At 43.1% G+C, this 22956-nt stretch carries 25 protein-coding genes; 5 read left to right on the forward strand and 20 right to left on the reverse strand.

Going from position 1 to position 22956, the window contains the following annotated elements:
* Both NSQ26_RS09725 and NSQ26_RS09730 read right to left on the reverse strand, forming a co-directional pair.
* Positions 1–264: a hypothetical protein gene (locus NSQ26_RS09725; protein WP_499717998.1), complete on the reverse strand. Its 264-nt coding sequence runs from the start codon at positions 262–264 to the stop codon at positions 1–3.
* Positions 265–419: 155 nt separating this feature from the next.
* Complete coding sequence (locus NSQ26_RS09730) at positions 420–644, reverse strand: helix-turn-helix domain-containing protein (RefSeq protein ID WP_499717999.1); 225 nt, start codon at positions 642–644, stop codon at positions 420–422.
* A 317-nt stretch (positions 645–961) separates the two neighbouring features.
* Here NSQ26_RS09730 and NSQ26_RS09735 point away from each other — a divergent pair, with 317 nt between their 5' ends.
* The gene (locus NSQ26_RS09735; RefSeq protein ID WP_499718000.1) at positions 962–1342 is read left to right on the forward strand and encodes a helix-turn-helix domain-containing protein; all 381 of its coding nucleotides are present in this window, start codon (positions 962–964) and stop codon (positions 1340–1342) included.
* Between the two features lie 363 nt (positions 1343–1705).
* Here the strand turns inward: NSQ26_RS09735 and NSQ26_RS09740 are convergent, their stop codons facing one another.
* From NSQ26_RS09740 to NSQ26_RS09760, 5 genes are all read right to left on the reverse strand, one after another.
* Positions 1706–3361, reverse strand: coding sequence for an IS1634 family transposase (locus tag NSQ26_RS09740; protein WP_499717752.1), 1656 nt, complete (start codon positions 3359–3361; stop codon positions 1706–1708).
* A gap of 146 nt (positions 3362–3507) precedes the next feature.
* Positions 3508–3663 carry a hypothetical protein gene (locus NSQ26_RS09745; protein WP_499718001.1) on the reverse strand — a complete coding sequence of 52 codons (156 nt, stop codon included), beginning with the start codon at positions 3661–3663 and terminating at the stop codon, positions 3508–3510.
* Positions 3660–4775 (reverse strand): AimR family lysis-lysogeny pheromone receptor, encoded by a 1116-nt coding sequence (locus tag NSQ26_RS09750; RefSeq protein WP_499720032.1) that lies wholly within the window; start codon positions 4773–4775, stop codon positions 3660–3662. Before NSQ26_RS09750 ends, NSQ26_RS09745 begins: the two co-directional genes overlap by 4 nt.
* A 682-nt stretch (positions 4776–5457) precedes the next feature.
* Positions 5458–5559, reverse strand: coding sequence for a putative holin-like toxin (locus NSQ26_RS09755; protein ID WP_499718002.1), 102 nt, complete (start codon positions 5557–5559; stop codon positions 5458–5460).
* Positions 5560–5654: 95 nt separating this feature from the next.
* A complete protein-coding gene (locus tag NSQ26_RS09760) occupies positions 5655–6353 on the reverse strand; it encodes a hypothetical protein (RefSeq protein ID WP_499718003.1) in 699 nt (232 codons plus the stop codon).
* A gap of 182 nt (positions 6354–6535) precedes the next feature.
* Between NSQ26_RS09760 and NSQ26_RS09765 the strand changes: the two genes are divergently transcribed.
* The 3 genes from NSQ26_RS09765 to NSQ26_RS09775 all read left to right on the forward strand — a co-directional run bounded on the left by NSQ26_RS09765 (position 6536) and on the right by NSQ26_RS09775 (position 7910).
* Positions 6536–6937 (forward strand): hypothetical protein, encoded by a 402-nt coding sequence (locus NSQ26_RS09765; protein ID WP_499718004.1) that lies wholly within the window; start codon positions 6536–6538, stop codon positions 6935–6937.
* A gap of 458 nt (positions 6938–7395) precedes the next feature.
* Complete coding sequence (locus tag NSQ26_RS09770) at positions 7396–7572, forward strand: hypothetical protein (RefSeq protein ID WP_499718005.1); 177 nt, start codon at positions 7396–7398, stop codon at positions 7570–7572.
* 89 nt (positions 7573–7661) lie between these two features.
* Positions 7662–7910 (forward strand): hypothetical protein, encoded by a 249-nt coding sequence (locus NSQ26_RS09775; RefSeq protein WP_499718006.1) that lies wholly within the window; start codon positions 7662–7664, stop codon positions 7908–7910.
* A 305-nt stretch (positions 7911–8215) separates the two neighbouring features.
* On the opposite strand, the gene NSQ26_RS09780 is transcribed toward NSQ26_RS09775, so the two are convergent.
* The 10 genes from NSQ26_RS09780 to NSQ26_RS09825 all read right to left on the reverse strand — a co-directional run bounded on the left by NSQ26_RS09780 (position 8216) and on the right by NSQ26_RS09825 (position 14845).
* The gene (locus NSQ26_RS09780; RefSeq protein ID WP_499718007.1) at positions 8216–8410 is read right to left on the reverse strand and encodes a hypothetical protein; all 195 of its coding nucleotides are present in this window, start codon (positions 8408–8410) and stop codon (positions 8216–8218) included.
* A gap of 1 nt (position 8411) precedes the next feature.
* Positions 8412–8660, reverse strand: coding sequence for a hypothetical protein (locus NSQ26_RS09785; protein ID WP_499718008.1), 249 nt, complete (start codon positions 8658–8660; stop codon positions 8412–8414).
* A 209-nt stretch (positions 8661–8869) separates the two neighbouring features.
* On the reverse strand, positions 8870–9082 hold the full coding sequence (locus NSQ26_RS09790) for a hypothetical protein (protein ID WP_499718009.1): 213 nt from the start codon (positions 9080–9082) through the stop codon (positions 8870–8872).
* Entirely contained in the window at positions 9082–9288 is a 207-nt protein-coding gene (locus NSQ26_RS09795; protein WP_499718010.1) for a hypothetical protein, read from the reverse strand. The genes NSQ26_RS09790 and NSQ26_RS09795 overlap by 1 nt, the downstream gene beginning before the upstream one ends.
* Positions 9289–10878, reverse strand: a complete 1590-nt coding sequence (locus NSQ26_RS09800) for a T7SS effector LXG polymorphic toxin (RefSeq protein WP_499718011.1) — start codon at positions 10876–10878, stop codon at positions 9289–9291.
* A 13-nt stretch (positions 10879–10891) separates the two neighbouring features.
* Positions 10892–11155 carry a DUF5344 family protein gene (locus NSQ26_RS09805; RefSeq protein ID WP_499718012.1) on the reverse strand — a complete coding sequence of 88 codons (264 nt, stop codon included), beginning with the start codon at positions 11153–11155 and terminating at the stop codon, positions 10892–10894.
* Positions 11156–11531: 376 nt separating this feature from the next.
* Positions 11532–12527, reverse strand: a complete 996-nt coding sequence (locus NSQ26_RS09810) for a peptidoglycan recognition protein family protein (RefSeq protein ID WP_499718013.1) — start codon at positions 12525–12527, stop codon at positions 11532–11534.
* A gap of 7 nt (positions 12528–12534) precedes the next feature.
* On the reverse strand, positions 12535–12870 hold the full coding sequence (locus tag NSQ26_RS09815; RefSeq protein WP_499720034.1) for a phage holin family protein: 336 nt from the start codon (positions 12868–12870) through the stop codon (positions 12535–12537).
* A 77-nt stretch (positions 12871–12947) separates the two neighbouring features.
* Complete coding sequence (locus tag NSQ26_RS09820) at positions 12948–14294, reverse strand: phage tail protein (RefSeq protein ID WP_499718014.1); 1347 nt, start codon at positions 14292–14294, stop codon at positions 12948–12950.
* Between the two features lie 14 nt (positions 14295–14308).
* Positions 14309–14845, reverse strand: a complete 537-nt coding sequence (locus NSQ26_RS09825; protein WP_499720036.1) for a peptidase G2 autoproteolytic cleavage domain-containing protein — start codon at positions 14843–14845, stop codon at positions 14309–14311.
* A 203-nt stretch (positions 14846–15048) separates the two neighbouring features.
* Here NSQ26_RS09825 and NSQ26_RS09830 point away from each other — a divergent pair.
* Positions 15049–16154, forward strand: a protein-coding gene (locus NSQ26_RS09830; RefSeq protein ID WP_499718015.1) for an IS3 family transposase whose coding sequence is annotated in 2 segments (ribosomal slippage) — positions 15049–15298 and positions 15298–16154 — 1107 coding nt in all. Because the reading frame shifts where the segments join, the coding sequence is not laid out codon by codon here.
* Positions 16155–16167: 13 nt separating this feature from the next.
* Here the strand turns inward: NSQ26_RS09830 and NSQ26_RS09835 are convergent.
* From NSQ26_RS09835 to NSQ26_RS09845, 3 genes are read right to left on the reverse strand one after another with little or no spacing between them, the layout of a single operon-like run.
* On the reverse strand, positions 16168–18372 hold the full coding sequence (locus NSQ26_RS09835; RefSeq protein WP_499718016.1) for a peptidase G2 autoproteolytic cleavage domain-containing protein: 2205 nt from the start codon (positions 18370–18372) through the stop codon (positions 16168–16170).
* Positions 18335–19171, reverse strand: a complete 837-nt coding sequence (locus NSQ26_RS09840) for a phage tail family protein (protein ID WP_499720037.1) — start codon at positions 19169–19171, stop codon at positions 18335–18337. Before NSQ26_RS09840 ends, NSQ26_RS09835 begins: the two co-directional genes overlap by 38 nt.
* Positions 19171–22929 carry a peptidoglycan DD-metalloendopeptidase family protein gene (locus tag NSQ26_RS09845; RefSeq protein ID WP_499718017.1) on the reverse strand — a complete coding sequence of 1253 codons (3759 nt, stop codon included), beginning with the start codon at positions 22927–22929 and terminating at the stop codon, positions 19171–19173. Before NSQ26_RS09845 ends, NSQ26_RS09840 begins: the two co-directional genes overlap by 1 nt.
* Between the last annotated feature and the right edge of the window lie 27 nt (positions 22930–22956).

Below are 22956 nucleotides of genomic sequence, written 5' to 3' on the forward strand. Positions count from 1 at the left end.
TTATCCCTCCCAGCTAATATGTAGTATTAATTGCTCGCCTTGCGTCTCTGTTTTTAACACCTGGTATCCAAACATCCCCAAGTTAGCGGTGTAGTAGTTAACATCTTCCCATCCGCATAACACGTTATCGAGCGTTGCGACCATTTGTGTTTTACCTGCGTAGACGGCGTTACTCATCCTATTAAAGATTTCATGCAAGGTTTTTTCTCGCTCAATATCGAGCATCGTTTGTGATTTCTCACGCATCTTTTCGGCTGATAGCATGTTATTTTCCCTCCCTCGCCTTTTTAATTGCGTCTGCTAGATCCTGCCGCTCTTGTTGCTCCTCAACCGTGGGATTAGGAGGATCAGGCATTATTACGATTGTTGCTACCATTGACATTGATACCAATAATGCAGCTAATGTTATACCGTTTTTCTCAAACGCGCGTTTTATCAACGTCACTCACCTCTTCACAAAGTTTGTAATCAACTTTTATCCCTAATGCACCTGATACTCTTTCTATAGTATCTTCATTCCACCTTCGATCCCCTCGCAATAAATCGCGTATATATTGATAGCTGTAACCTGTCATCCTGGCAAGATCGGATTTTTTCAACCCTGCATTTTTCATCGCCGTTTTAACTGTCGGTGTAAAGTTCATTTTTTTCTTGCGCCCCCTTCACACTTTTTACTATATAGCTATTTGCTCAATATATCAACCCTTAAAATATAGTAAATAACTCTTTATTAGCTTATTATTGCACAAAAATGAATGTATATCTATATTTTACTCTGAATATCTCCATTTTTGAGCTATATACTCATTTTGACCTTTGTTGCAAACATGTTATTATTAAGCAAATAGCTTTTTAACGCAACAGAATTATATACGCAAACCGGACGTTTGTTACAGCCGCTTAGGTTTTGACATTCTTAACGCAACAGAATTTAGAACAAACTTGAGAGGGATGACTTGAAGTGCATGAAAAAAACAACAATATCAGGAAGATAAGAAACGAAAAAAAAATGTCGGGTCCAGAGGTGGCAAAACGTCTCGGGATCACTCCGACATATCTTTATGACTTAGAAAAGGGCAAAAACAAGCTGGGGACGGACATAGCAGAAGCGTTAGCGGATATGTTTCACGTTTCATTAGATTATCTATGCGGAAGAATTACGGAAGAAGAAGAAAAAACCTCTGCGCATAGTGCCCAAAGGTTTATGAATGAATTCCCTGATTTATCGGACAGGGACGTGTTGGATAGATACACTCTTAAAGTCGACGGGAAAGAATTAACCTCTGATGAAGCTAAGTACGTTGTTCAAACCCTTCGCACCTTTCGCGATTTTCAAGGATAGCTATTAGTTTTTTCAATTCATCGGTACTATCTGTTGTTTGAAGTATCAGGTGTTCAAGATTTATAACATCTCGCATATTTTCCCCCTTATTTTTTACATACATATATGTAATTTGACATCACGCCAGCCACTCCGAGAGTACCCGCGCATGGGTGCTCTTTTTTTGACTTGTTTGGAGTAGTACGTGAGTCAAAATTCTCCGTTCAGTTTCTTACCGCACTTTCAATTATACCTCACATTTCGCACCTCTCCGAGGTGGAATAACCAAGAATTAAATTCCTTTTTTTACCTATAGATTTAACGCTACCCGAAAAGCCATGGAAGAGGCAAATTTTTTTCCATGGCTCATTCATATGGAATTGATTACAGGTAAATCGATTCATCCATGCCCAGCGCGGTTAACACCCTTTGTTGTTCATACGTAAGCGGTCGTGAAAAACTCCTTTGTTTTGTGTTGTCTGGTAGCGTAAAGGCAACCACTTGAATGTATTTAAATAGCTGAAAAATCGCCTCTCCTGTAGGCTTTGTTAGCGTTCGACCACCGGCTCCTTTCATTGGATGCGCTGTGGTAATATGTTGCCGGATACGTCGTTGGAAGACTCGATAAATGACAAGGGCGAGAAGAAATAAGTAACCAAGTACTTGAACACGCTCTGGTTTATGGACATAGACATCATCGATATAAAAAGGGTTTTTGAGAAAGCGAAAGTTCATCTCCACGTTGATCTGTCCTTTGTAAAGCTCAAGCAAACGCTTCGGGCACGCAGGTTCTCCTTGCCACTCGGTTGGCACTGTTGTGACAAGTACAAAACGTGAAGCCTTTCTTCTTGCGTGTGCAAAAGCTGTTTCATCAAACGTCTTCTCTACTTCAAGGATGTAGTGCGTTTGGACTTCAGGTTCTACACCTTTTTTCGGGCGGCCGCGCTTCCGCTTCGTTACCTCGGTGGCGCGAATGTTTGGTTGAACCGTATGAAAACAGAGACCTGCTTCTTTTTCCCACTCGCTAAAGGCTTTTATTGCATCCTCTTCGCAATGAAACGGTGATTTTATCCAGCTTTGTTGTTGCTTCTCGATCATCGCGTGTTCTTGTTCTCGTTTTTTTGTTAGTGTCTTTTCTTTTTTCTTGTCTAATGCGCTGGATTCGGCAACGATGAGTCGCACGTCATGTCCCTCATATGTATCAGCGCATTCAAATAAGCGGTACGTGGCACCTTTTTTGCTTGAAACAAAGGAGATTTCCTCGGACCATGGTGTGTCTGTCTCATCTGCTTTCTCAAGTGCAGCTTTCACGATTTTTAAATGATTCGGCCCTCGGGTAAGGATCGCTGCGCCCGCAGCTTTCGCTTGTTTTAACGTTTTTGCGCTCATTGCAGCTGAGTCCGCTACATAAATGAACCCATCCAGATCGACTTGTGAGAATTGATCATGGAGTTGGTCTAACACTTGAGGATTCCAGCTTTTATCAGATTCATTTCCGTCATGAACATCCGCATAAATAGGGATGCCATCTTCATTAGCGACAACACCAAATTGAATTTGCTTATAACCGGGTTTATCTCGACTGTATCCTTCTGTGATGTTCAGTGTTCGGCTTGGGCGATCGTATGCGCCGTACAAGGACAGGCTTGTTGTATCGCCGTGAAATACGCTCAAGGGGATCTCCTCGTGTTTGTATACATCCAGCAAAATCGATGATAAAAGTTGGTGAATGCCTGCATCATGTAAGCGATCTAAATGTCTTCCTAATGCGTCATCATTAAAAAAGCTAGGAGCGACTTTTTCATGTAACAGTTTATGGAGATCGATCTCTTTTGCCCATTCTTCTACATGTACCAAGGCTTGACGGCCACTAAGAATATCGAGCAATAATAGATGAACAGCATCTCCTGGCGACACCTGACATTGGTCGTTGGCATTGACAAAGTTCGTGATTTTACTTGGGAGTTTCAATTGTTTTATGAGCTCGCTAATCATATTCAAATACGTGGCTTGGTAAACTGCATCAATCTGTATGTTCATGTCCATCCCTCATCTGGCTATGTATTTCGGGTAGCTTTATACCTGCTTATACATCATTCGACATTGGATGAAAAAATCCTTCCTAGGGTGATAGGAAGGATGCGAAATGTGAGTTATACATAAAAACGATACGCGAACAAGTGTTTTTATTTCCAAAGCCCTGAGTCGTAAGGTGCAAAATAAGCGCGGGTCACCGTGGGGTGTCCAGGCCCTGCTAAACTTTCCCCTGATACGGATAACCAAACCGTCGACATTACCACAACGGCAACTCCAATCAACATACATTTTTTTAATACTCTCATGTTAATTCCTCCTTCAAATTGTGGTGCACTAATGCTTCAAGTTCATTTTCGCACAACTCAAGAAAGTATGTATACCCTTGCTTCAAAAAAAACTTATACGCCTTCATGATTCCACGCACATCTCTTTTCGCCATAGATTTATAAAGTTGTATACACGCTTCGTCTCCTCCAACGGCACAATCAATAACTTCCAAGGCTTCTTTGTTTTTCCCTCGAACAATCAATTGGTGAGCCAATTCTTCCCCTTGCAGATCCTCGTCATAAAATTCTTCTTTATGCACGTTCCTTATAAAAAAAGTATTTTCTTTTTCTCTTTCGTCGGCATAATTGCGGTATCCGCCGCGTCTGTACTGTTCTGCAGATTCTTTCATGCAGGATATACTTTTTTGTTTATCTTTATAGAGGTAAGACAAACTTTTGATGTGCATAGCGGCTCCTTTCCGAAGAAAAGAAGATGTGTAATTCTTAATAACCTCACCCGCGTGAAGTCGGGCTAATTCCACGTCTCCGTCAGCGTATAGACAATAGGACGCCTCCAATGTGTGGTATTGCGCAAACAACGAGTCACGTACATATGTATCCCTTAGCGCGTTTATTTTTTGTGAAAACATCCCGCGGTAAGTCGGTATTACCCCTAGTGCTTTGTTGTCGAAATGCAGAAGTCCCAAAAAAAGGAATATACGAGTGTTTAAAACCGGATCGCTTACATGCCCGTACAACAATCGCAGTTCTTCCAATGACTTCGAGTAAATTTCTTTGCGATCTTCGCCATTTTCTTTGCTGCTTGTGTATCCAAAAAATGATTTATAGATTGCGTGGCAATCCCTGATCTCCTGCTCTGATTTACTGTGCTTCTCCAGGAGTTTTTTTGTTAATTTGTCACGATCGTTAGAGTACGCATATTCAAATGCTGAAATAACACCTGCCGTTGTTGTCATACCTAAGCAATATTCATCCATTTTTTCAGCCCAAGAATCTTTATAAAAATATTTTGCAGCTATAAATGTGTTTTTGAAATCGAGCGATCTGCCTTGCATGAGCCGCGACAATGCTTGTTCGCTCATCCCCATTTGATACGCTAAATCATGTTGCGTTGTCCCTTTAGACCACACGGCTTTTTTTGCTTCCCCTCTTAAATCCAATCTCAAGCCCTCCCCTATGTCACTTTTTATTAATTAAGGAACTTTGATATAATTGATTAAAAAATTAAAACAAATAAAGCTGACTGGTACTACATTATCTTCCGTGGATAAATGAACCCCGATTCACATAATACTATTATACAACACGGCACCGCCTAAGTAAAGAAAAAAGAACATACATTCGTACGCCAATTCCCGACATCTATATGTAAAGTTTTGTCGTATGAGTTTGTGTTGCGCTAATCAATAATAAAACAAAGATCAGAAAAATCACTTATGGTTATTTTACTATAGTATACTGGTTAAGCGCAATTGGTGAAATCGGGCTGTTTTATCCGTTATTATTTTGTTGTTTTTCCGCACGAATTTAACCAAGCACAAAGAGCCTGCATCAGCAAGCTCAACTGTGGATTATTATGCTGCTTTTGAAGCGGTGTCAACGTGTGGACTACATACACCACTACCTTAAAAACAAAACCACTTGCATACAATCCCACAATTAACGTATAATATAACTGTACAAGTCATATAATTAAAAAACCGCCCTGAGCTACTACTCAAGACGGTGTGCTGAATCCCTTTTCGGGCTTAGGCAGGTAAAATAAGGTGATGAAGATAGTCCCCATTTGGTCCCGCTAAAGACTCATGGGGGCTATTTTTTGTCGCGTTTAGTCAGCACTACAACAAACGTTAACAACGTCAGCAAAAGCACATTTGTCGCAATTGCAAGCGATAATGCTTCGTATACCGACATGGCGCCACCTCCCCTCTAGGAGGTTTTGCCTAAGCCCGATCATGAGTATTCAGCTTGTTTTATTATATATCATATCTTTGCACTATGTCGAGACATCAAGAATCAAACTCGACTTTCACAACGTCCTCTATTCCGTCAATTGACTCCATTGACTCATCATCCAAAGTGGCATAAAAATAAAGCTCAATCCACTCTAAAACTTCATCCGCATCATCTATTTCAAAAACATATGTCTCTCGTCCTTGTTGTTCTGTGCCTCTAAGCATATCTTGGTCTAAAATTTCGGATGTGTCTGTGATGATTCCTGGCTTATTAAATTGATCGAGCGTCTGGGATGTTGACGTCAATAGTTTTTCCGCGAAACCAACACTTAATCTCTTTTCCGTGTTGTTTTTGATACTCATATCCAGGTGTAAAACTCCGATCTTGTTGTAATCATCAAGATTAATCCCGATCATTTCCCACTCCGTTTGATCTGCATTTTCTACCTCGATGTATTCCACACGATCTATTGTAAAATCTAAGTCACCACTTCCCACGGTTACGGGACTTGTCGCCACAGCTTTCAACGTCTGTGTGCCAAGCTTATCAGTGATCGTGTCGCCAACCTCAGTTAGTTCACCGTCCTCTTCTTCCCCTGATCCAGTTTCTTCATTATTACTGTCTTCTTTCTTCTCAACCGCTTCCGTCTTCTCTTCTTTCTTTTCCGTCTCTGTCTTTGTTGTCTCAGTTGTGGAGCACGCACCTAATGCAATCACGCTTGCCGCGATTGGTAAAATCAATAATTTCCTCATGTATAAACTACCTCCAAAATTTTGTATTTATTATGCACTTTATAAGTATATTACTCCTCGTAAGCGCTGTCAAAACGTAAGTATTCCACACTTATTTTTTATGTGCTATAATTTTTACATGTTGGAGCTATACAGAGAGCATTTTGAAAAAGTGTGGACTGCTGTGTGAAAGGGGTGAAGGAATGGGTAATGCCAGAAAACTCGTTGAAAACTTCGAAATTGATTTCAGTGTTAATGGAGAGAACAAAATAGCATTCCTACCTTATGAAAATGACAAGGGTACATCTCAATATAAGAAGGTAAAAAATCCACTTACAGAAAAAGAAGCTCACGGCTGGCTAATAAAAGACATCGAATCTTGGGCAGTGGGGGAAATATATAAGTACAACAAAAGTCTTCGTCGTAATATCAAATTTGACTACTACAAAAGTCCTGATCCTTTTCCAGACCTTATTGGTGAAAAAGAAATACGAACGGCAGAATTACACGACAACGAAAATCAATCTCACGCTTTGTTGAAGTATGAAAAATGGCTAGATAAAGATAGGTGGCGCGCAAAAGCAACTTTATCAATTATATCTTAACAAGGAAACGTATGAAAAAAAGCAATACTCAATTCGTGAAACCCCTTATCCAATAGACGTTTTGGGGTTTTTACTCATGCCGTCAAATGTCGAACGATTCTTCTTGCATTTATCTAATACGCGTATTATAATTAAGATAGATCATAACAAGGAGGTGAAAAAATGCTGGATAACATAGAGCAAGTCGCACGCATCTTGTTTCACGTAGCGTCAACGGTTGGCATCGTCTGGGCGCTAACGCGAAAGACGGACACGCGCGACTGACGGTGTTAAGGAGGGCTTGCGCCCTCTACACCCTCTATACTATCATAGCACAAAACTTATGACAAAAAAACTGCTGTATATACTGCTGCTCGTGCTGTTGTGGGTATCGTACTTTACAAACAGCACAATCTTACAAACAGCCGCATACATGGGCGTAACACTTTTTGTGCTAGTCGAGTTAGGGGCGTTAAAACGTGACAAAACAGTATGATCAGGTTGAGTATAACAAACGATGGGCAGAGAAAAACAAGGATCACAAACGATACCTGCGGTACCGATCTCAGGCGCGGACATTTATTCGTAAGCACGCAACGAACAACGACTTGGACGAGTTGGAAAAGCTAATAAAACAAAAACGAGACGAGCTATAGCCTGCGTCCACTGTGGGCTAGGCTTATTTTTTTGGTTAAACTTGCCCTGATCAGACTAGAATAATAAAAAAGTTATGGGATGGGATCAAATGAAAGAAATATTTGAAGGATTAGAAGAAGCACGTCAAAAGTTTAATAAGCATCGCGGTCATACGTGGATCATGGCTGATTTAGACGAGGGTACTGCTTGGACAGTAATTGGAGATTGTCCCGACTATGACAGTGATACAGTTGTGTGTCTAGTCGCCAAAGGTGGACACATAGACCGTGAAGATCGTAGGTATGGCGCGGATAGCTTAAAGAGAATCGTGTTAAAGTCAATGGAATATAGGATTTAAAAAAGCCCACCAATATAAAATGGTGGGATCGCTGCATCGACGCAGAGAATAAAGAAGATTACTTTATCGAGCTTAAATCATAGCATGAATTGCAGGTCTTTACCAGTGTTGACTTACTTTGATGTTTTTTCTTTTTTGCTTTTTCTGGTGGCCCACATTAGGAGCACTGTCACCCAAAATACAGCACTAGCCAATCTGACTACATGGCTATTACCGATATCAAACAAAATATAGGGTAGTGCAATAGCTAAAACGATTATGATGACTAAGTAGCCTAAGATACGCATGACAAATCACCCCTCACTCTATCGAGGTCTTATGCCAAGGTCTATACCGTATAAGGTAAGTACCCATTCAATGAAAAAGAGACCTATCCCTCCTATAATTCCCGCTAAAAACACCCATTTCCAGCTTATTTCATTCTTTTTTTTGCTTAGTAATTTCCCAACAAGGGCTAAAGCCCAACCAAATAAAACGTAATAGACTAATCCTGCCCACATACTATTTGTCTCCCAATCCAAATAAATCTTTCACGTTGTCTAGGAAATCATCTGAACCGAAATTTGTATCATAAGACACATTTCCATCCGGGGTTACTGTAAACATAATCTTTCCGTTCCAGTTCTCGCCGTCATCATCGCTGATATAAACCAATACTTGTTCTGTTCCTGCTTCAGGTACAGGAGTACCAACAATTTCTTTCCAAACACAAATATGTACGCTCCCATTGTCATGATCATACGATGACAACAGGAGCGATTAACATCAATTAAATTTTGGACCGACATGAAAATCTATACCAAAAAGGCCCAAGAGTAAGTCAAGAGAGACAAGAATAGTTCCGCCAATAATACCTGAGATGAATACCCATCGCCACCTAAATTTAGATTTATATGGCTCCTTGCTCATCAACTTTGCGATAACCGCGAATAACCAAGACAAGATAAAATAATTTACCATTACCATTTAAACAGTCCTTTAGCAGAATCCCAGAAATCTTCACCAAATTGCCTTTCAGTATCAGGGTCTATGCTGTCTGGTTCTATAGTAAATAAAATTTTTCCATTCCAGGTTTCGCCGTCATCGTCACTGATATATACCAACACTTGCTCTGTTCCTGATTCCGGCACAGGGGTTCCGACGACCTCTTTCCAAATTTTGCGCTTCAACATTAAAATTTCGGAGCTCCTTTAAACTGTATGCCAAAAAAGCTAAACGCCCAAGCTAACAGCAGATATAAGACTCCTACAATGAGCCAGCCCAAAAATACATTACGCCAACTTGCTTTGTGTCCGTTCTTGCTAAGGATTTTTGCTAAAGACATCAATGCCCCAAGCAGGATAAAATTATATATAAATGTATCCCATGAATCCCACATTTATTTATCCTCCAAGCCAAATAATCCTTTGAAGGAGTCCTCGAATCCTTCGCCAAAATCCGTTTCTAGTTTAGGACGTTTACTATTCGGCTCTAAAGTAAAGAGAATTTTCTCGTCCCATGTTTTGCCGTCATCACTACTAATATAAACCAATACTTGTTCTGTTCCTGATTTAGGCACAGGGGTTCCGACAATCTCTTTCCAAACTGGAACATGATTTTGTACCTCGTCCACCAAAAAACCTCTACCAAAGTTAGCTACATCCTCACTCAAAATTTCATTTGCTTTACCATTCACTTTCCCCAATCCAGGGATGCGGTTTGCTACAGCTCCTGTTGCATATAGACCATAAGCATATGCAGCTTTCTTCGTTAACTTGGCCGCTGTCGTACTTATTCCCCAAGTGCCTGTTCTCGCCCCCTGCGTATAATACACCAAATCAGGATCGTCACGGAACAAAATAAACTGACCATCTACTACTGTAAACCGAATATCGTAGTCCCCAACAGGTTCAACGGATGGTCTAATCCCCAGCGCCTCATAATCCACAGGCGCCCCTCTAGCGGTCATCTTGTCTCCATGCCCTTCCCACTTATATATCACTTTCCCCTCACCAATTGCCCCAGTACCTGTATTTGACATCGCTTCTCGAACTTGTCGTAAATAAGTTGCCTGTGCAGTTAACGGAAATGCCATCGCATATACCTCTGTGGTTGAATGTTGTGTCAAGACAGCCTTTTGAATAATACTTTGCGATACTGGGCGACCTAGGTAAGTATCTAACCTTTTTGCAGCAGCAGCTACTACATCTGGATGTGCTCCTATTGCTGCAAGTGTATACAATACCGACACATGTTGTCTTAACGTCGGATCTGATGATGATTTCAGATTAAGAAACATATCGTTACTCCAGTCAACCGCAGGTGCCTGTGTATGCAACGTAGCATCCGCAAAATACCCTCGTACATCCTGAATATTCACACCTGACATCGTCAAACCGCCTGTGTTCATCCATTCAACCGCATTCTTCACTGTTGCTTTCAACTCGGTACTGTCTGCTTGCACTTCACTCATTAAGTCCACGCCATCCGCATCAAGCGTATGTAAACCATCCACAGTTTCACCAGCGAATTTCCGAGAGCTTTCAACGCGATTCAATACGTTATCCACGTTCAACTTACCAAGGTTAATAATATGACTAACCGAATTCGTAAGAGCATCTACATTGCTTTTTGATTGCTCTGTGGACTCCTCGACTTTATCTAAGTTTCGATTCATTTGCGTATCCCAATAATCTTCAGTCACCACGCCGTTCTCGGATGGTTCGAAGTCAAGAATATACCCCTTCATCTTGTTAATTTTTTCAATCGTACTGGAGATATGAGCGCGAAAAGCGCGAACAGTTGGAAGTTGCAACTCCGAATGGTTACGGATAATCGCTTCGCCACCTTCGCCAGTCATTGAACCTTCCATATTCACGGCACTATCCATACCAGATTCCACCAATGAAAAAAAGTCGAGCATCCTTTGCAATACTGCCATGTCTTCATCCAATTTGGTAACAGCTTTATTTACATCTAGTATTTTCAATGGCTCTCTCCTCCTATTGAGCGTTGATTTTCCCTGCTAACGCACGATCCACGGTATCGTATTCTTGTACCATTGTTTGAAATTGCTTCTCCATTTGACTTAAAGCTTGCAAATACATGGCTGCTTGTTCCTGTATATCTTCTACCGCATTTGTTTCTTCAAGCAACATGTCCAGGTCCTCATTCGAACCGATGACTTCTTTTTCAAAACTCCCTGCAAGTTCTCCGATAGCCTGGAGAATCACAATGGCTTCCTCCACGTGGATTTTAATTTCCACTTTTTATCACTCCCTATTTCCCATGCCTTTTTGCTAACTTGCAATATTTATCAATTCATCAATTGCAATTTTACATACACCTATTATGCTAAAGTAGCGCGTAACCGTTGTCAATCCATAAAAAACTTCTCAAAACAAAAAGAGCCAGCACCAATTAAGGCACTAGCTATGAATTCATTGTATATGATAAACTATAACTAATTGCGGCGTATTGCTTCGGCGTGCGTTCAAGGGGATTGGATGCGTCTGATCCTCTTTTAATTTTGTTATACACAGAAAAGAATCCTCCAGATTGCCCCACAATGCACCGCGCGGACAATCCAAAGGGTTTTATATTCGTGTAAACCAAAATGCAATATGGACTATCTAAACGCCGTTACAACAGTTTTAGCATTTGCGCACGTGTTTTGGGACCATATACACCATCTTGCCCCAACCCGTGCATACTCTGAAATCTCCGCACCGCGTCCGCTGTCTTTGGACCATACACGCCGTCAATGCCGTTGTTTTTTGCGCCTTTATCTGGATAGTAATGCAACTTTGCCAATGCCTCTTGCACTTGTCGCACTCCAGTGCCGCGTGGGTACGGTCGTTTAGCGCGATAGACCGCGTTAGGCAAGTTTACTTTTTTGCGTACAGGCGTTACCTGTGGCTTAGGCGCTGCTTTGGTAGCCGTCTTGCTAACTTTAGCCGCGTTTGTACTCGCGCCGGACAATAACCGTAAAAGCTGCGTATTTTGTGCGGCAGTCCCTGTATAGTTACGGATGCCGTGTTGCTCTGCTAAACGTCTGCGATTAGAAAAACTAGAGTCCACACCGATACGCTTTAGATAATCTACAATGCCCTCTCCCCGTTTTGCTGGGGGATATTGTTGTCTTCTGCCATTTGCTGGTGGTTGTAGATTACTATGTCCGGCGATAAGTTGTTTAAACGCGCCCCACTCGCGCAACAGATTAGCTGGACAATTTTTGTTTGTCCAATGCTTATGAGTGACAACATTGTTTATATTGATCTTGTGATCTGACATTAATTTACGCACTAACCATGCCGCATTTTGTTTTGTTTGGTTAAAATCTCCATCACTGTTAACGCATAACTCTATACCAATGCTTTGACGATTGCCATTTGCGCCTGCATGCCAGCCCATTTCGCGATCAGGTAAGTGTTGATAAATCTCTTTATCGTCCACGGTGTAGTGCCAGCTCACATTGCGGCGTTGAGCATCTGCACCTTTTAGGTAGCGCGCGTGTGTTGCGGCGTTTGCGCCACGCGATGTATTAGCTGTCTCGTGGATTGTGATGTGGGTAGCCTTTATAGGTGCTTGCGGTCGGTTACTTGCGCTTGCAGGGATTAAGTCTTGTTTAATCTGCATTAGTTATCTACTCCTTTTCATCAAGATTTTTTAGTTTATCTGTGATGATCTCCGGCACTTTTAATCCGATCTGAGCGGCGTTTTCGGTGATACTGAGTGCCTCATTTGCGATATAAAACAATACCGTTGCTGTTACAACCATGCCGTTAAGATCGAGCATACGGTCCGCCACACTTGCTACAATAATGATCCCAAATACCGCAATCTTGCGCGCATATCCGATCCACGCCGTTGCGCTACGCAAGTTTTTATTTTTTATCGCTTTAAAGATGCCCGTTACGATGTCCACTAACATTAATACTACGAGTAAATCCAAAAACTTAACACCGCCAAATAAGTACATATGCGCCGCCTCAACTGTTATCTGATCCAAATTGTCCACGTCCTTTTCTTATTTGTTTTCATGCAAAATAAAAAGACCTATTCGGTCTCCAGTTTCTTTTCCAATTCCAGCACTCGCATCGCTAAATTGTCCGCAACCTCTTTCACCTCCTTGAGTTGATCCACAATCGGGGTTGTTTTATTTTCAACCACTTCCTCTGCCTTGCGCACATCTATTTTGCCATCCCAGCGTTCGCGCTCGCCCGCCCTTAGATGTACTTGGTTGTTAGTCGTGTGGGTTCGTATTGCGCCATCTGCGCCGCTCACCAACTCCCGTGCTTCCTGAGACGCTCGTTCAGCCCTGTGGACTGTCTCTTCCGTTCTCACTACCTTGCTTTCCACCGCTTCAATTTTTCGTTCCGCTTTCACAAACCTTGCCATTTGCTTTGTTATATCCTTACGGTAGTTGCCAATTTCCACTTCCTCAGACTTTCCGGGGGCATAGGGATAGCGCGTGCGACTTGTAATGCGTGCTTGTAACTCCATATTTAGGGGTTCATAGATCACCCACACGTAGTCAAATAGTTCATACGGATGCATCCTCAACCCATTTTTATACAATTCTGCAAGCGTGATGCTAATGGAGTAATCGGGCACATCTTGCATTTCATTTTTTAGCTTATTTAGCAAGACATTTTTGTGTTTGATCTTATCGTCATACACTACCTTGTGGTAGTATTTTATGTTACCTTCTGCGTCTCGGTAGTTATCAGCGCTGGGCGATGTATATGTCACATGCAAGTTATACTTTTTCTTCTCATCATCCCAATCAGCGTATGCCTCTCCATATGTCGCCAGCTCATTAGTATCAAAGCTCTCACTAATGGTTTGCGTGTTATGGTTGTGCCGGAATTGTGCATCTGTTACCACACCTAGTGTGTTATGCGGCGCAATAATGACATGTTTACCTTTAACATCATACTCGGCATTAAAACGGCTAAGCACCTGCTTAAACAAGTCCCACTGATTGCTCTTACCAAAGTTTTCAAACTCCCGACTATCAAACTTACCGCGTATCTCATATGTCATTCCAGTGTTCGCAAAGCACCTTGCTAGACAAAAATCAAATTTAAGCGTGGCTGTGTGCTCTTCTTTGCAAAACTGTGAGCGCATGCGGTCTACGATCTCATGGTGCGCCGTGATGCTTTTTTCGACCACCGCGCCCCCTGATTGTTCGACCGTATCAATCACATAAACATTTTCTAATACCTCAAACGATGCCTTAGGGGTTAAAGCGTCAAATGCGCGTCCATTGCGGTATGTTTTAAAAATACTAAAAGAGATCGAGCGCTCCCCGCTTGCGACCTCCTTTATCGTAAAACTATCTGTATCAAAGTCCACAATCGGCTCTATTAACTTATCTGTCATCAGGATTGGCAAACTCACATTCATATGATCCCCTACCTTACGAGACATAGCGCTACACCGTAACCCTTATCAGCGTCGTGCGGCGTTGTGATTTTCATGACTTTATATCCTGTATCTGATTTAGTGCCGATCCCGCCATTTTTAGGCGCAACTTTGTCGCCAATTTCAACATCCTCATCCACACGCACGTACACTTGACCCAGTAGACCAACAATATTCCACTCATCGCGTTCCGCTCTTGTCTTATAATCCTCATCCATTGACTCATCATAAGCAGGGTTTAATACTGGCAGTTTCATGATCTTTTTTACAGTTCGTGTGTACTCTTCGCCGTCATCTCCTACGCAAATTTCTTTTTCTTCTATTTCTCTTTCTTCATATATATAGCCGCCAAATTCTGATTTTAGGTACTTATCTTGCCAATAAAAAGTAGCGCCACCAAGTATAGCCGCGGCAGTCTCAGAGATAACACCCAGCGGATCATCTCCCTCATCTGCAATTTTTATCTTATTGGATGGGTTACACTTAACTGGACAATAATGATGAGGGGTAGCGAGATAGGAATCCAGTTTTAGGGGATATCATCCAAAAAACTAGGAAACTTCAAACGAAGCGACTTTACATTGAGTTCGGGCATGTTAGGCTAGTGGTGTAGCCAATGCTTCACCATAGCTTGGCACTTGGCGAGAAAAACATGCCCGTGGAGGCTCAATGTCAAGTTGCGCCGGTCTCGCACTTTCTCAAACCCTACCAGTTAAGGAGATGATCATGGATGGAAAAACGTCCAAGAAGACAGTTTACTGCTGAATTTAAGGCACAAATGGTCCAGCTATATCACAATGGGAAACCACGAGCAGAAATTGTTCGAGACTATGAACTCACACCATCTTCCCTAGATAAATGGATTAAACAAAGCAAGACATCAGGTTCCTTCAAAGAAAAGGATAATCGCAGCCCTGAAGAAGTCGAGCTGATTGAGTTACGTAAGAGAAATAAGTATCTTGAGATGGAGAATGACATTTTAAAGCAAGCCGCGCTGATACTAGGACGCAAGTAGATGTGATCAAGCAAAATTGTCACAAATATTCAGTTTCAGCAATGTGTCGCGTCCTACAACTCCCAAGAAGCACATACTACTATGTGTCAAAAGAACGACCAGCTGAAGACCCAATCACCGCTCGTGTCGTCGATATTTTTCACGATAATCGTCGTACTTATGGTACAAGAAGGATGAAGGCCGCCTTACAAAAAGAAGGCATTCGAGTCTCACGCCGTCGCATCGCACGAATGATGCGTGAACAGGGGTTGGTTTCCATTTACACAATCACCAACTACAAGCCACAGCGTACTCCTTGTAATGAAGATAACGTGGCAAATGAGTTGAATCGTGAGTTTGATCAACAAGAAGAAAAGAAAGTCATTGTCAGCGATTTAACCTATGTACGTGTCGGGAATCAGTTTCATTACATGTGCGTGTTAGTCGATCTATTCAATCGTGAAATCATTGGGTCAAGTTGTGGACGCAAGAAAGACGCAGCACTTGTGGCAAAAGCATTTGCATCTATTTCAGGTGACTTACGCAAACTACGATTATTTCATACAGATCGGGGATCAGAGTTTAAGAACAAACTAATCGATCAAACGCTTCATACGTTCGGCATCGAGCGCTCTTTGAGCATGAAAGGATGTCCATATGATAATGCCGTTGCAGAAGCGACATTCAAGACGATTAAGACCGAATTTGTCAGGCAATATGTGTTTGAGACGCTGGGTGACCTCGATAGAGAGCAGCGAGATTATGTCCATTGGTTTAACACAAAACGTTTACACAGTACACTTGGATATAACAGTCCGATTGAGTACAAGATAGCCCTCTAAAAATTTGTCCAATTTAGTGTTGCCATTCCATATCTCCTTGCAGCGTAACGATGTGCCCCGCTTCAATCGCTGAGCCGTCCACACTCTCAAACCACTCTGCGTAGTCACCCACCGCGCCACCCTGATTGAGTGCGCCCGCGGCGGTAATATCACCAGACATCGAGTCTAGCTCCCATTTCCTATCTTCATATCCTCCGGTAACTGTATAACCTTTGCTAGACTCGATCTCCCCTGACGCTAAAATGACTCGCGCCAATGGCTCTCGATTGCCCCGACCGCGCACATGACAGTTGTTGGATGCGATAACCGCCGACCGCGACCCCTCTGTGCTTGATCCTCCTGAGCAAGCCGCGATAAAGTTACGATCGCCCTTTGCCTCACAACTACCTGTACTTGCTGCAATTGCACCAGTTGGCGTATAGGCTGCGCCCGTGCTTGAGCTGATCACTGACCCACCCCGCAAAATGGTAGGTGTCTGATCGACGTATACACGTCCGGCAATGTCCGCTTTTTTAGCAAATCCCTCTACATTTACCGCATTGATATGTGCTTGGTTGTTAGCCGTTACGATCCCAGTAACACCCGTACCGTCTGTGCTAACGATGTCTCCGCTTGAGATAGACACATGCATGACACCGCCGCCTGCCTGCACACCAACGGGAGCGGAATCCAATATGTCAAAATCAGCAACCTTGACTCTGTCCGCGTGCTGGTCTCCACCCACTACGGCTATGTCGAATTCCGCGGACTTAAAGCCGCGACTTTTAAAGCCGTTGATACTTACGTTAGCCGACTTATACTGCATGCGCGCCATCGCATGACCGCCATAGTCATACTCGGGGTCACCGATCTGCGTAAAGTTGTTTACTTTGACGTTGCGGTAAGCTGATATAACCAGCGTTGCAGGCGATAGCCTATCATATAGGTCATTCCACCGCGGCTCAATTGCCGTACAGTTTACTAGGCTTACATCAAATGCGGTAGTGGAGTTAGGATCGCCTTTGAGATGGTGCCCGATATGGCGCAAGTCATATGACCGACAGTCGCGATATGACACGTGGTTGCTAATTGTGACATGCTGCGCTGCTGGATACTCTGCGTGCGCTTTTACCTCTACACCGCGCACGTTACCAGATGTGTAACAGTCTCTAACCCACACGTTTTTTGACCCATCGTCAATCTCAATGCCGTTTGTATTTGCCGCGCCCTCTCTATGTCTGCCGCCATCGGGATCAGTTGCCGTGCAATTAGATATCCAGATGTACTCGCTGTAGTGTGTGGAGATACCATCATCACCGTAGCCGCGCGCATGACAATTGTCTACCCAGATAAAGCGTGATCCATCTGCTGTGTAGTCGCTATCGGCATTCACCGGATGTGTGGGATATATCGGACATGTTATGTCAATAGCATGTAATCCTGCTCCGATTGCTTCAACATCTTTTATCCACCCAAAATGCACCTTAGCAAGTGCCAGACAAGATGATACTTGTCCAGATGGTACGCTATCGCCACTAACACTTAATCTAACTTTGTTCCAATCGAGCGTCATTCCCTTGATAACAATGTTACTATTACCATTTTTATAATCATTGTTGGTTATAACCCACTCACCAGCACTTGCGTTATCCGGCAATTGGATCGTGGTTAGCCCTTTGCCCTCGCCCTCGATAATCGTATTGCTCGGCGCTTTTATAGCAGCACGATACTTTTTACTACCGCATTTTAGGTGTACATTACCCTCTCCAAGCGCCTGCTCAAAATACTGCGTTTGGTCGGTACCGTCATCGTCTGCGGGGATAAAATCATCTATGTGCACCACTCGATCAATCGCCTTGAGTCCTTCTTCCATCTGTGCACGTAAGTGCTCTAATTGTTGAGTCGTTCTTGTTTGGCTCGCCGCAAACATATCCGCGGCAGTGTCGTATGTCTCACCCGTGACCGGATCAACTCGTAGCATTAAAACTTCTTCCAGTTGGTTGCCGCTATCTAATGCTTCTTTCATTTGTTTTTTTATTAGTTCGAATGCTTCTAATGCTATTCTCGCCTTTTCTTTTGCGCTGAGTGCATGCTGATAAGATGCGATCGACTTTGCTTGTGCTTCTTTATGCCCTTGTATCATCTTATAAACTTCGCTGCCGATGATGGCTGTATTGATGCCCATATCCTCAACCCCTTTCCTATATAAATAAAAACCGAAAATCAAAACGAATCTCAATAGCTCCCGTTACACCATGCAACTTAAAGTGGTTTGCGCCGGACGCAAGACGCATGGTTGCTTTATTTGTGTCTGCGATGATTGAGCGACTGTTTTTGTACGCAAACACATCTTCAATCACAATCACATCATCTGAGTTTGTTTTTCCGCGGTACTGCCAGACATCGCTTGTCGTTTGATTTTCAATTGCCAGATTCTCCGTTTTCCCTTCGATTAGGATTTTTAGCGGTTCATTTAGCCGCCGCGGATCAATCTCTTTATCACCTAAATTCCAAATTGTGAACTCGTCCGTATAGTGACGATATGTGATCTCATCTAACTGGATAGGGATATTCATGCCAAAACTCCAGATACCACTAAAATGAAATTTATCCTCTAACGTGCCGCGACTAACCGAAAACGGAGATGATGACTTTAGTTGTATAGGTGCCCTACCTGCGTAATGCGCCACTTTTTCCAACTTCCATCCATCGGGAGCCGTAACGCTATACAATTTGTTTGGTTCGTCTCGTGTGTAAACAAAAAACTCCTCTCGTTTCGAAAGGAGTGAAAAAAGTTCTTTTCTTTTTAACAACAAGTGGGTGCTATTTATCGCTTTTATAAAAATGTTCCAATCAATGGTGCGTCCTGCGTAAGTTGTGGCATCTGGAACATATATATACCCATGCGATCCAGGTACTTCTTTTATTGTTTGTTTTTGCTCTAATGAGTGGGGGTCAAACTCTTCTGTGGTTATCCCGAATTTCTCACAATCAAAGACCTCACCTGTTGCCTTATCCTCAATGTATACCACACTCATCACCCCCAAACCTCATCACTACGTGTACGATTACCAAGATAACGAGACATATCTTTCCCTAAGATGCTTGCAACTTTATGCCCTGCGATGTGTATGTTAATCGGCTGATTCGACCCACTTTGAGACAAAAGCGCATCAATTTTTTTGATCAACTCTTTTAAAAGTGAGTCATCCGTGTCGCCGCTACTTGCTCCCGTGTGGGATAATTGATGTGGACGTTTATTGCCGCTCTTATTTCCTGCAATCTGCTTGCCTGCCAAAGCAAGTAATTTCATTGCGTCTGTCCTACGACTCGGATCAGTGGGGATTACAAATTCTGGATAACCACCTTCCGCAAGACGATAAAAACCATCTTTGTTGATCAAACCACCTGTCGCAAATCCACGTGGGTTGATTGGTACACCCCTACGACGCACCTCATAGTGCACGTGTGGTCCCGTGCTATCGCCTGTCGATCCAACTAATCCAATCGTCTGACCAGGTTGCACAATTTGTCCAACTCTAACAAAGTTACGCATGTTGTGTGCATAGTAACGCTCAAGCTCACCGGATACAATGCGGATTAAGTTTCCAAAACCACCAGCACGACCCGAAAAAGATACGCGTCCTCCCGCTTGCGCCGGAATAGGTGTGCCTTGTGGTGCCGCCCAATCATCCCCGCGGTGCGCTTGTATGCGACCCGTGATGGGATGCCGCCGCCCTGGATTAAAAGCAGATGTTAACCTAAAAGGTGCGCCCCAGCCTGCACGACCGCTACCTCCTCCACCGTTACCATCATCGCCGCCAAAAAATCCATCTATCTTGCTTTTAATCCATCCTTTACCAGCGTCAAAGACTTTGTTAAATCCACCTAATGCAGCTTTACCTGCAACAGTCACGCCTTTTGGGATCTTAACGCCAAGCATAGCCAATCCCGACTTTAACAAGCTAACAGGGTCTGTAATGGCATCCCAAATCTTGGACAGTATCCCTTTGTCGCCCTCTACATCCTCCATCGGCTCATCTTCCAGCTCCCATGTGCCTTTTGCATATTTAGGCATGCCAATTAGCTTGCGTGTATCTCTAGCAGACAGTACATGCGTGCCTTTTGGCAAATTTAGCAGCGTAGGCGTTGCAGGAGACAAAAACTGTTTGCCGTCTGGTGTCTCGATTAGCTCTTGTCCAGCATTGGTGCCTTTACCATCTCCGACAACCGCGGGACCGCCTGGATGACCACTACCACGCGTACCGTGTGCCCACTGTGGCACATCCCATTTACTAATAGCATCCTTAATGCCTACTTTATCTAACACCCAGTTGATGCCACCGATAATGCCGTTTACACCGTCACCAAGTTTTCTGACCATGAAATTAATTACAGCGATAACGCCACCGCCGATTTTTTTTGCCATCTTTTTAAGACCATCGCCCATTTTTCCAGGCATCGCCTTAACACCCTCGATCATGTCCGATACTCTATCCGCGACACTCGTTTTTATATCATTAAATATCTGTACAACACGGTCCTTTACCTGTTTAAACTTGCCCCATACAGTAGCCGCAAGACTAACAACCGGATCAACCACTTTACTTTTTATCCCATTCCACACTTGCCCTGTAAAACTACTTATCGCGTTAAATACCCCTTTGATATTGCCCCACATACCACTAAAGTGCGTTTTAACAAACCCGACTATAGCACCTACAACGGACATAAATATCCCTTTTATCGTATTCCACACGCCGCCAATCATCGTTAATGCGCCGCCGAATATTTGTTTTACACCATCCCACATCATCGCAAAGTCAAGCGTCAGTAAACCTGTAAAGACTTTGACAACACCCATGATCACATCTAGCGCACCGCTGATGATTGCTTTTATCCCGCCCCAGACACTAGAGATTACACCAGATATGATAGTCATTGTACTGGTAATGATTGCTGATATTGTCGGCCATGCTACTTGTATCGCCATAACGATACCATCTATTATCGGTTTAACGATCATCCAAATAAGCGTAAATCCATTTTTAATTGCATCTAACATCTGCGTGCCGTTTTGATCCCAAAAAGCTTTAATGCGTACAAACACTTGACCAAAAAACGCCACAACGTCATTAAACGCCGCTTTAATCATCTCTACAAACATTAAAACTGTCTCATTTGTCGTCAAAAACTCTTTTACGCTGTTATAAGCACTAATAAAAGCGTTACCCACACTGTGGACTACTTGCCTAAACGGCTCAAATTTTCGGTAAGCGACAACTGCCCCTATCGCCAGTCCGGCTATCGCCCCTACAGTCAGCCCAACAGGATTTAACATAAATTTAAAGAAACCACCTGTTTTTGCGATCAAATGTGCAAATGGCGCAAAAAACTTTGTTGCATGCCCCACAACCTTTGCTATACCACCAAACAAAAACAGCGCTGGACCCGCCGCAACTAACAACGCACCCATATTAACAACCACTTGTTGCAAAGCTGGATCAAGAGCGAAAAAGCGATCAACAAGATTGCTGATCACGTCTATTATTGAGATAAATATATTACCTAGTCGATCTGCGATAGGTCCTACCAAGTCTGGCAACCTACCGATTACATCTGTTGCTTTGTTTACTGCACCTGTCATATTGTTAAATAACTTATCACTCACAACCGCATCCCCTGCGCGTCGCCATGCACCTTTAAAACTGTCCACAGCTCCTGCCCATGTACCTTTTAATGCGTCAAGTGATCCACCCATTGCAACAGTCGCTCCGTTAACGCCTTTGGTACCATTCATCATCCCGTCAACCAACCAGTTTATTGCTTTTTCACTCTTTATGGCTCCATTTGAGATTTGGTTACGCATGCTGTCCATCGACACGCCTGCTTGGTTAGCCAAAATCTGTAATGCATTTACGCCACGATCACCTAGTCGGTTTAGTTCCTCTCCAGTGATTTTTCCATTAGCGGTAATTTTAGCGAATATGTCCGCCATCTCCACAATGTCTTGTCCACTTCCACCCATTGCAGCGGTGCTATTTGCCATAGCTTCCATGACTGCGCCTGTTTTTTCTGCCTCCATACCAAATGATACTAATTTTCGATTGGCGCTCACTAAATCAGGAAATGCAAACGGGGTTGTCTTGGCAAAATCCATGATCCGGTCCATATGTTTTTCTGCTTCTTTTGCACTACCCAAAAGTACACTAAATGCTTGCTGGCTCTCCTGCTTAAATGCCTTGTATCCCACACCGGTTGCAACCAGAGCACCCGATAACGCAACAACTGGAGCAGTAATAGCCATCGTCATTCTTTTCCCGGCTTCCTGCATGCCAGCACCGATATTGGTTAGTTTTGTACCTACTTTGTCCAGTCCATTGCCAAGTTTAGTCCATCCGCTTTGTGCAATACGTTGTTCTTCTACGAGTTGTTCCAGTTCTTTTTTTACGCCACCTACATACCTTTCAAGGTTGTTTAAAGCAGCAGCTTGATTGTTATATTCACGTGCCGCTTTTTCCGCTTGTTTGGAGCCTTCACCGTGTTCAGCCACCATTTTTTCATATTCGGCTTTCGCTTCGTTGGTCACTTGCTTTTGTACTTCTAGTTTTTTATTTAATCCGTTCAACCGTGTTTCGTATTTGCCTATTGACTTATCACTTCTGTCAAATGCGGACATGTTTGACTTCATCTCACTATTGACGGTTTTAAGCTTATCCTTTAACCCCGTGAGTCCACGCTCTACCTTTATAGAGTCGAGATCAAGCGCAATCGACAGACCTTCTATTCTGCTCATTTGTTCTCCCTCCCCTCATAGTCAACT

The sequence above is a fragment of the Bacillus sp. FSL W7-1360 genome, assembly GCF_038592975.1.
GTDB classification, from domain to species: Bacteria; Bacillota; Bacilli; order Bacillales; family Bacillaceae_D; genus Shouchella; species Shouchella lonarensis.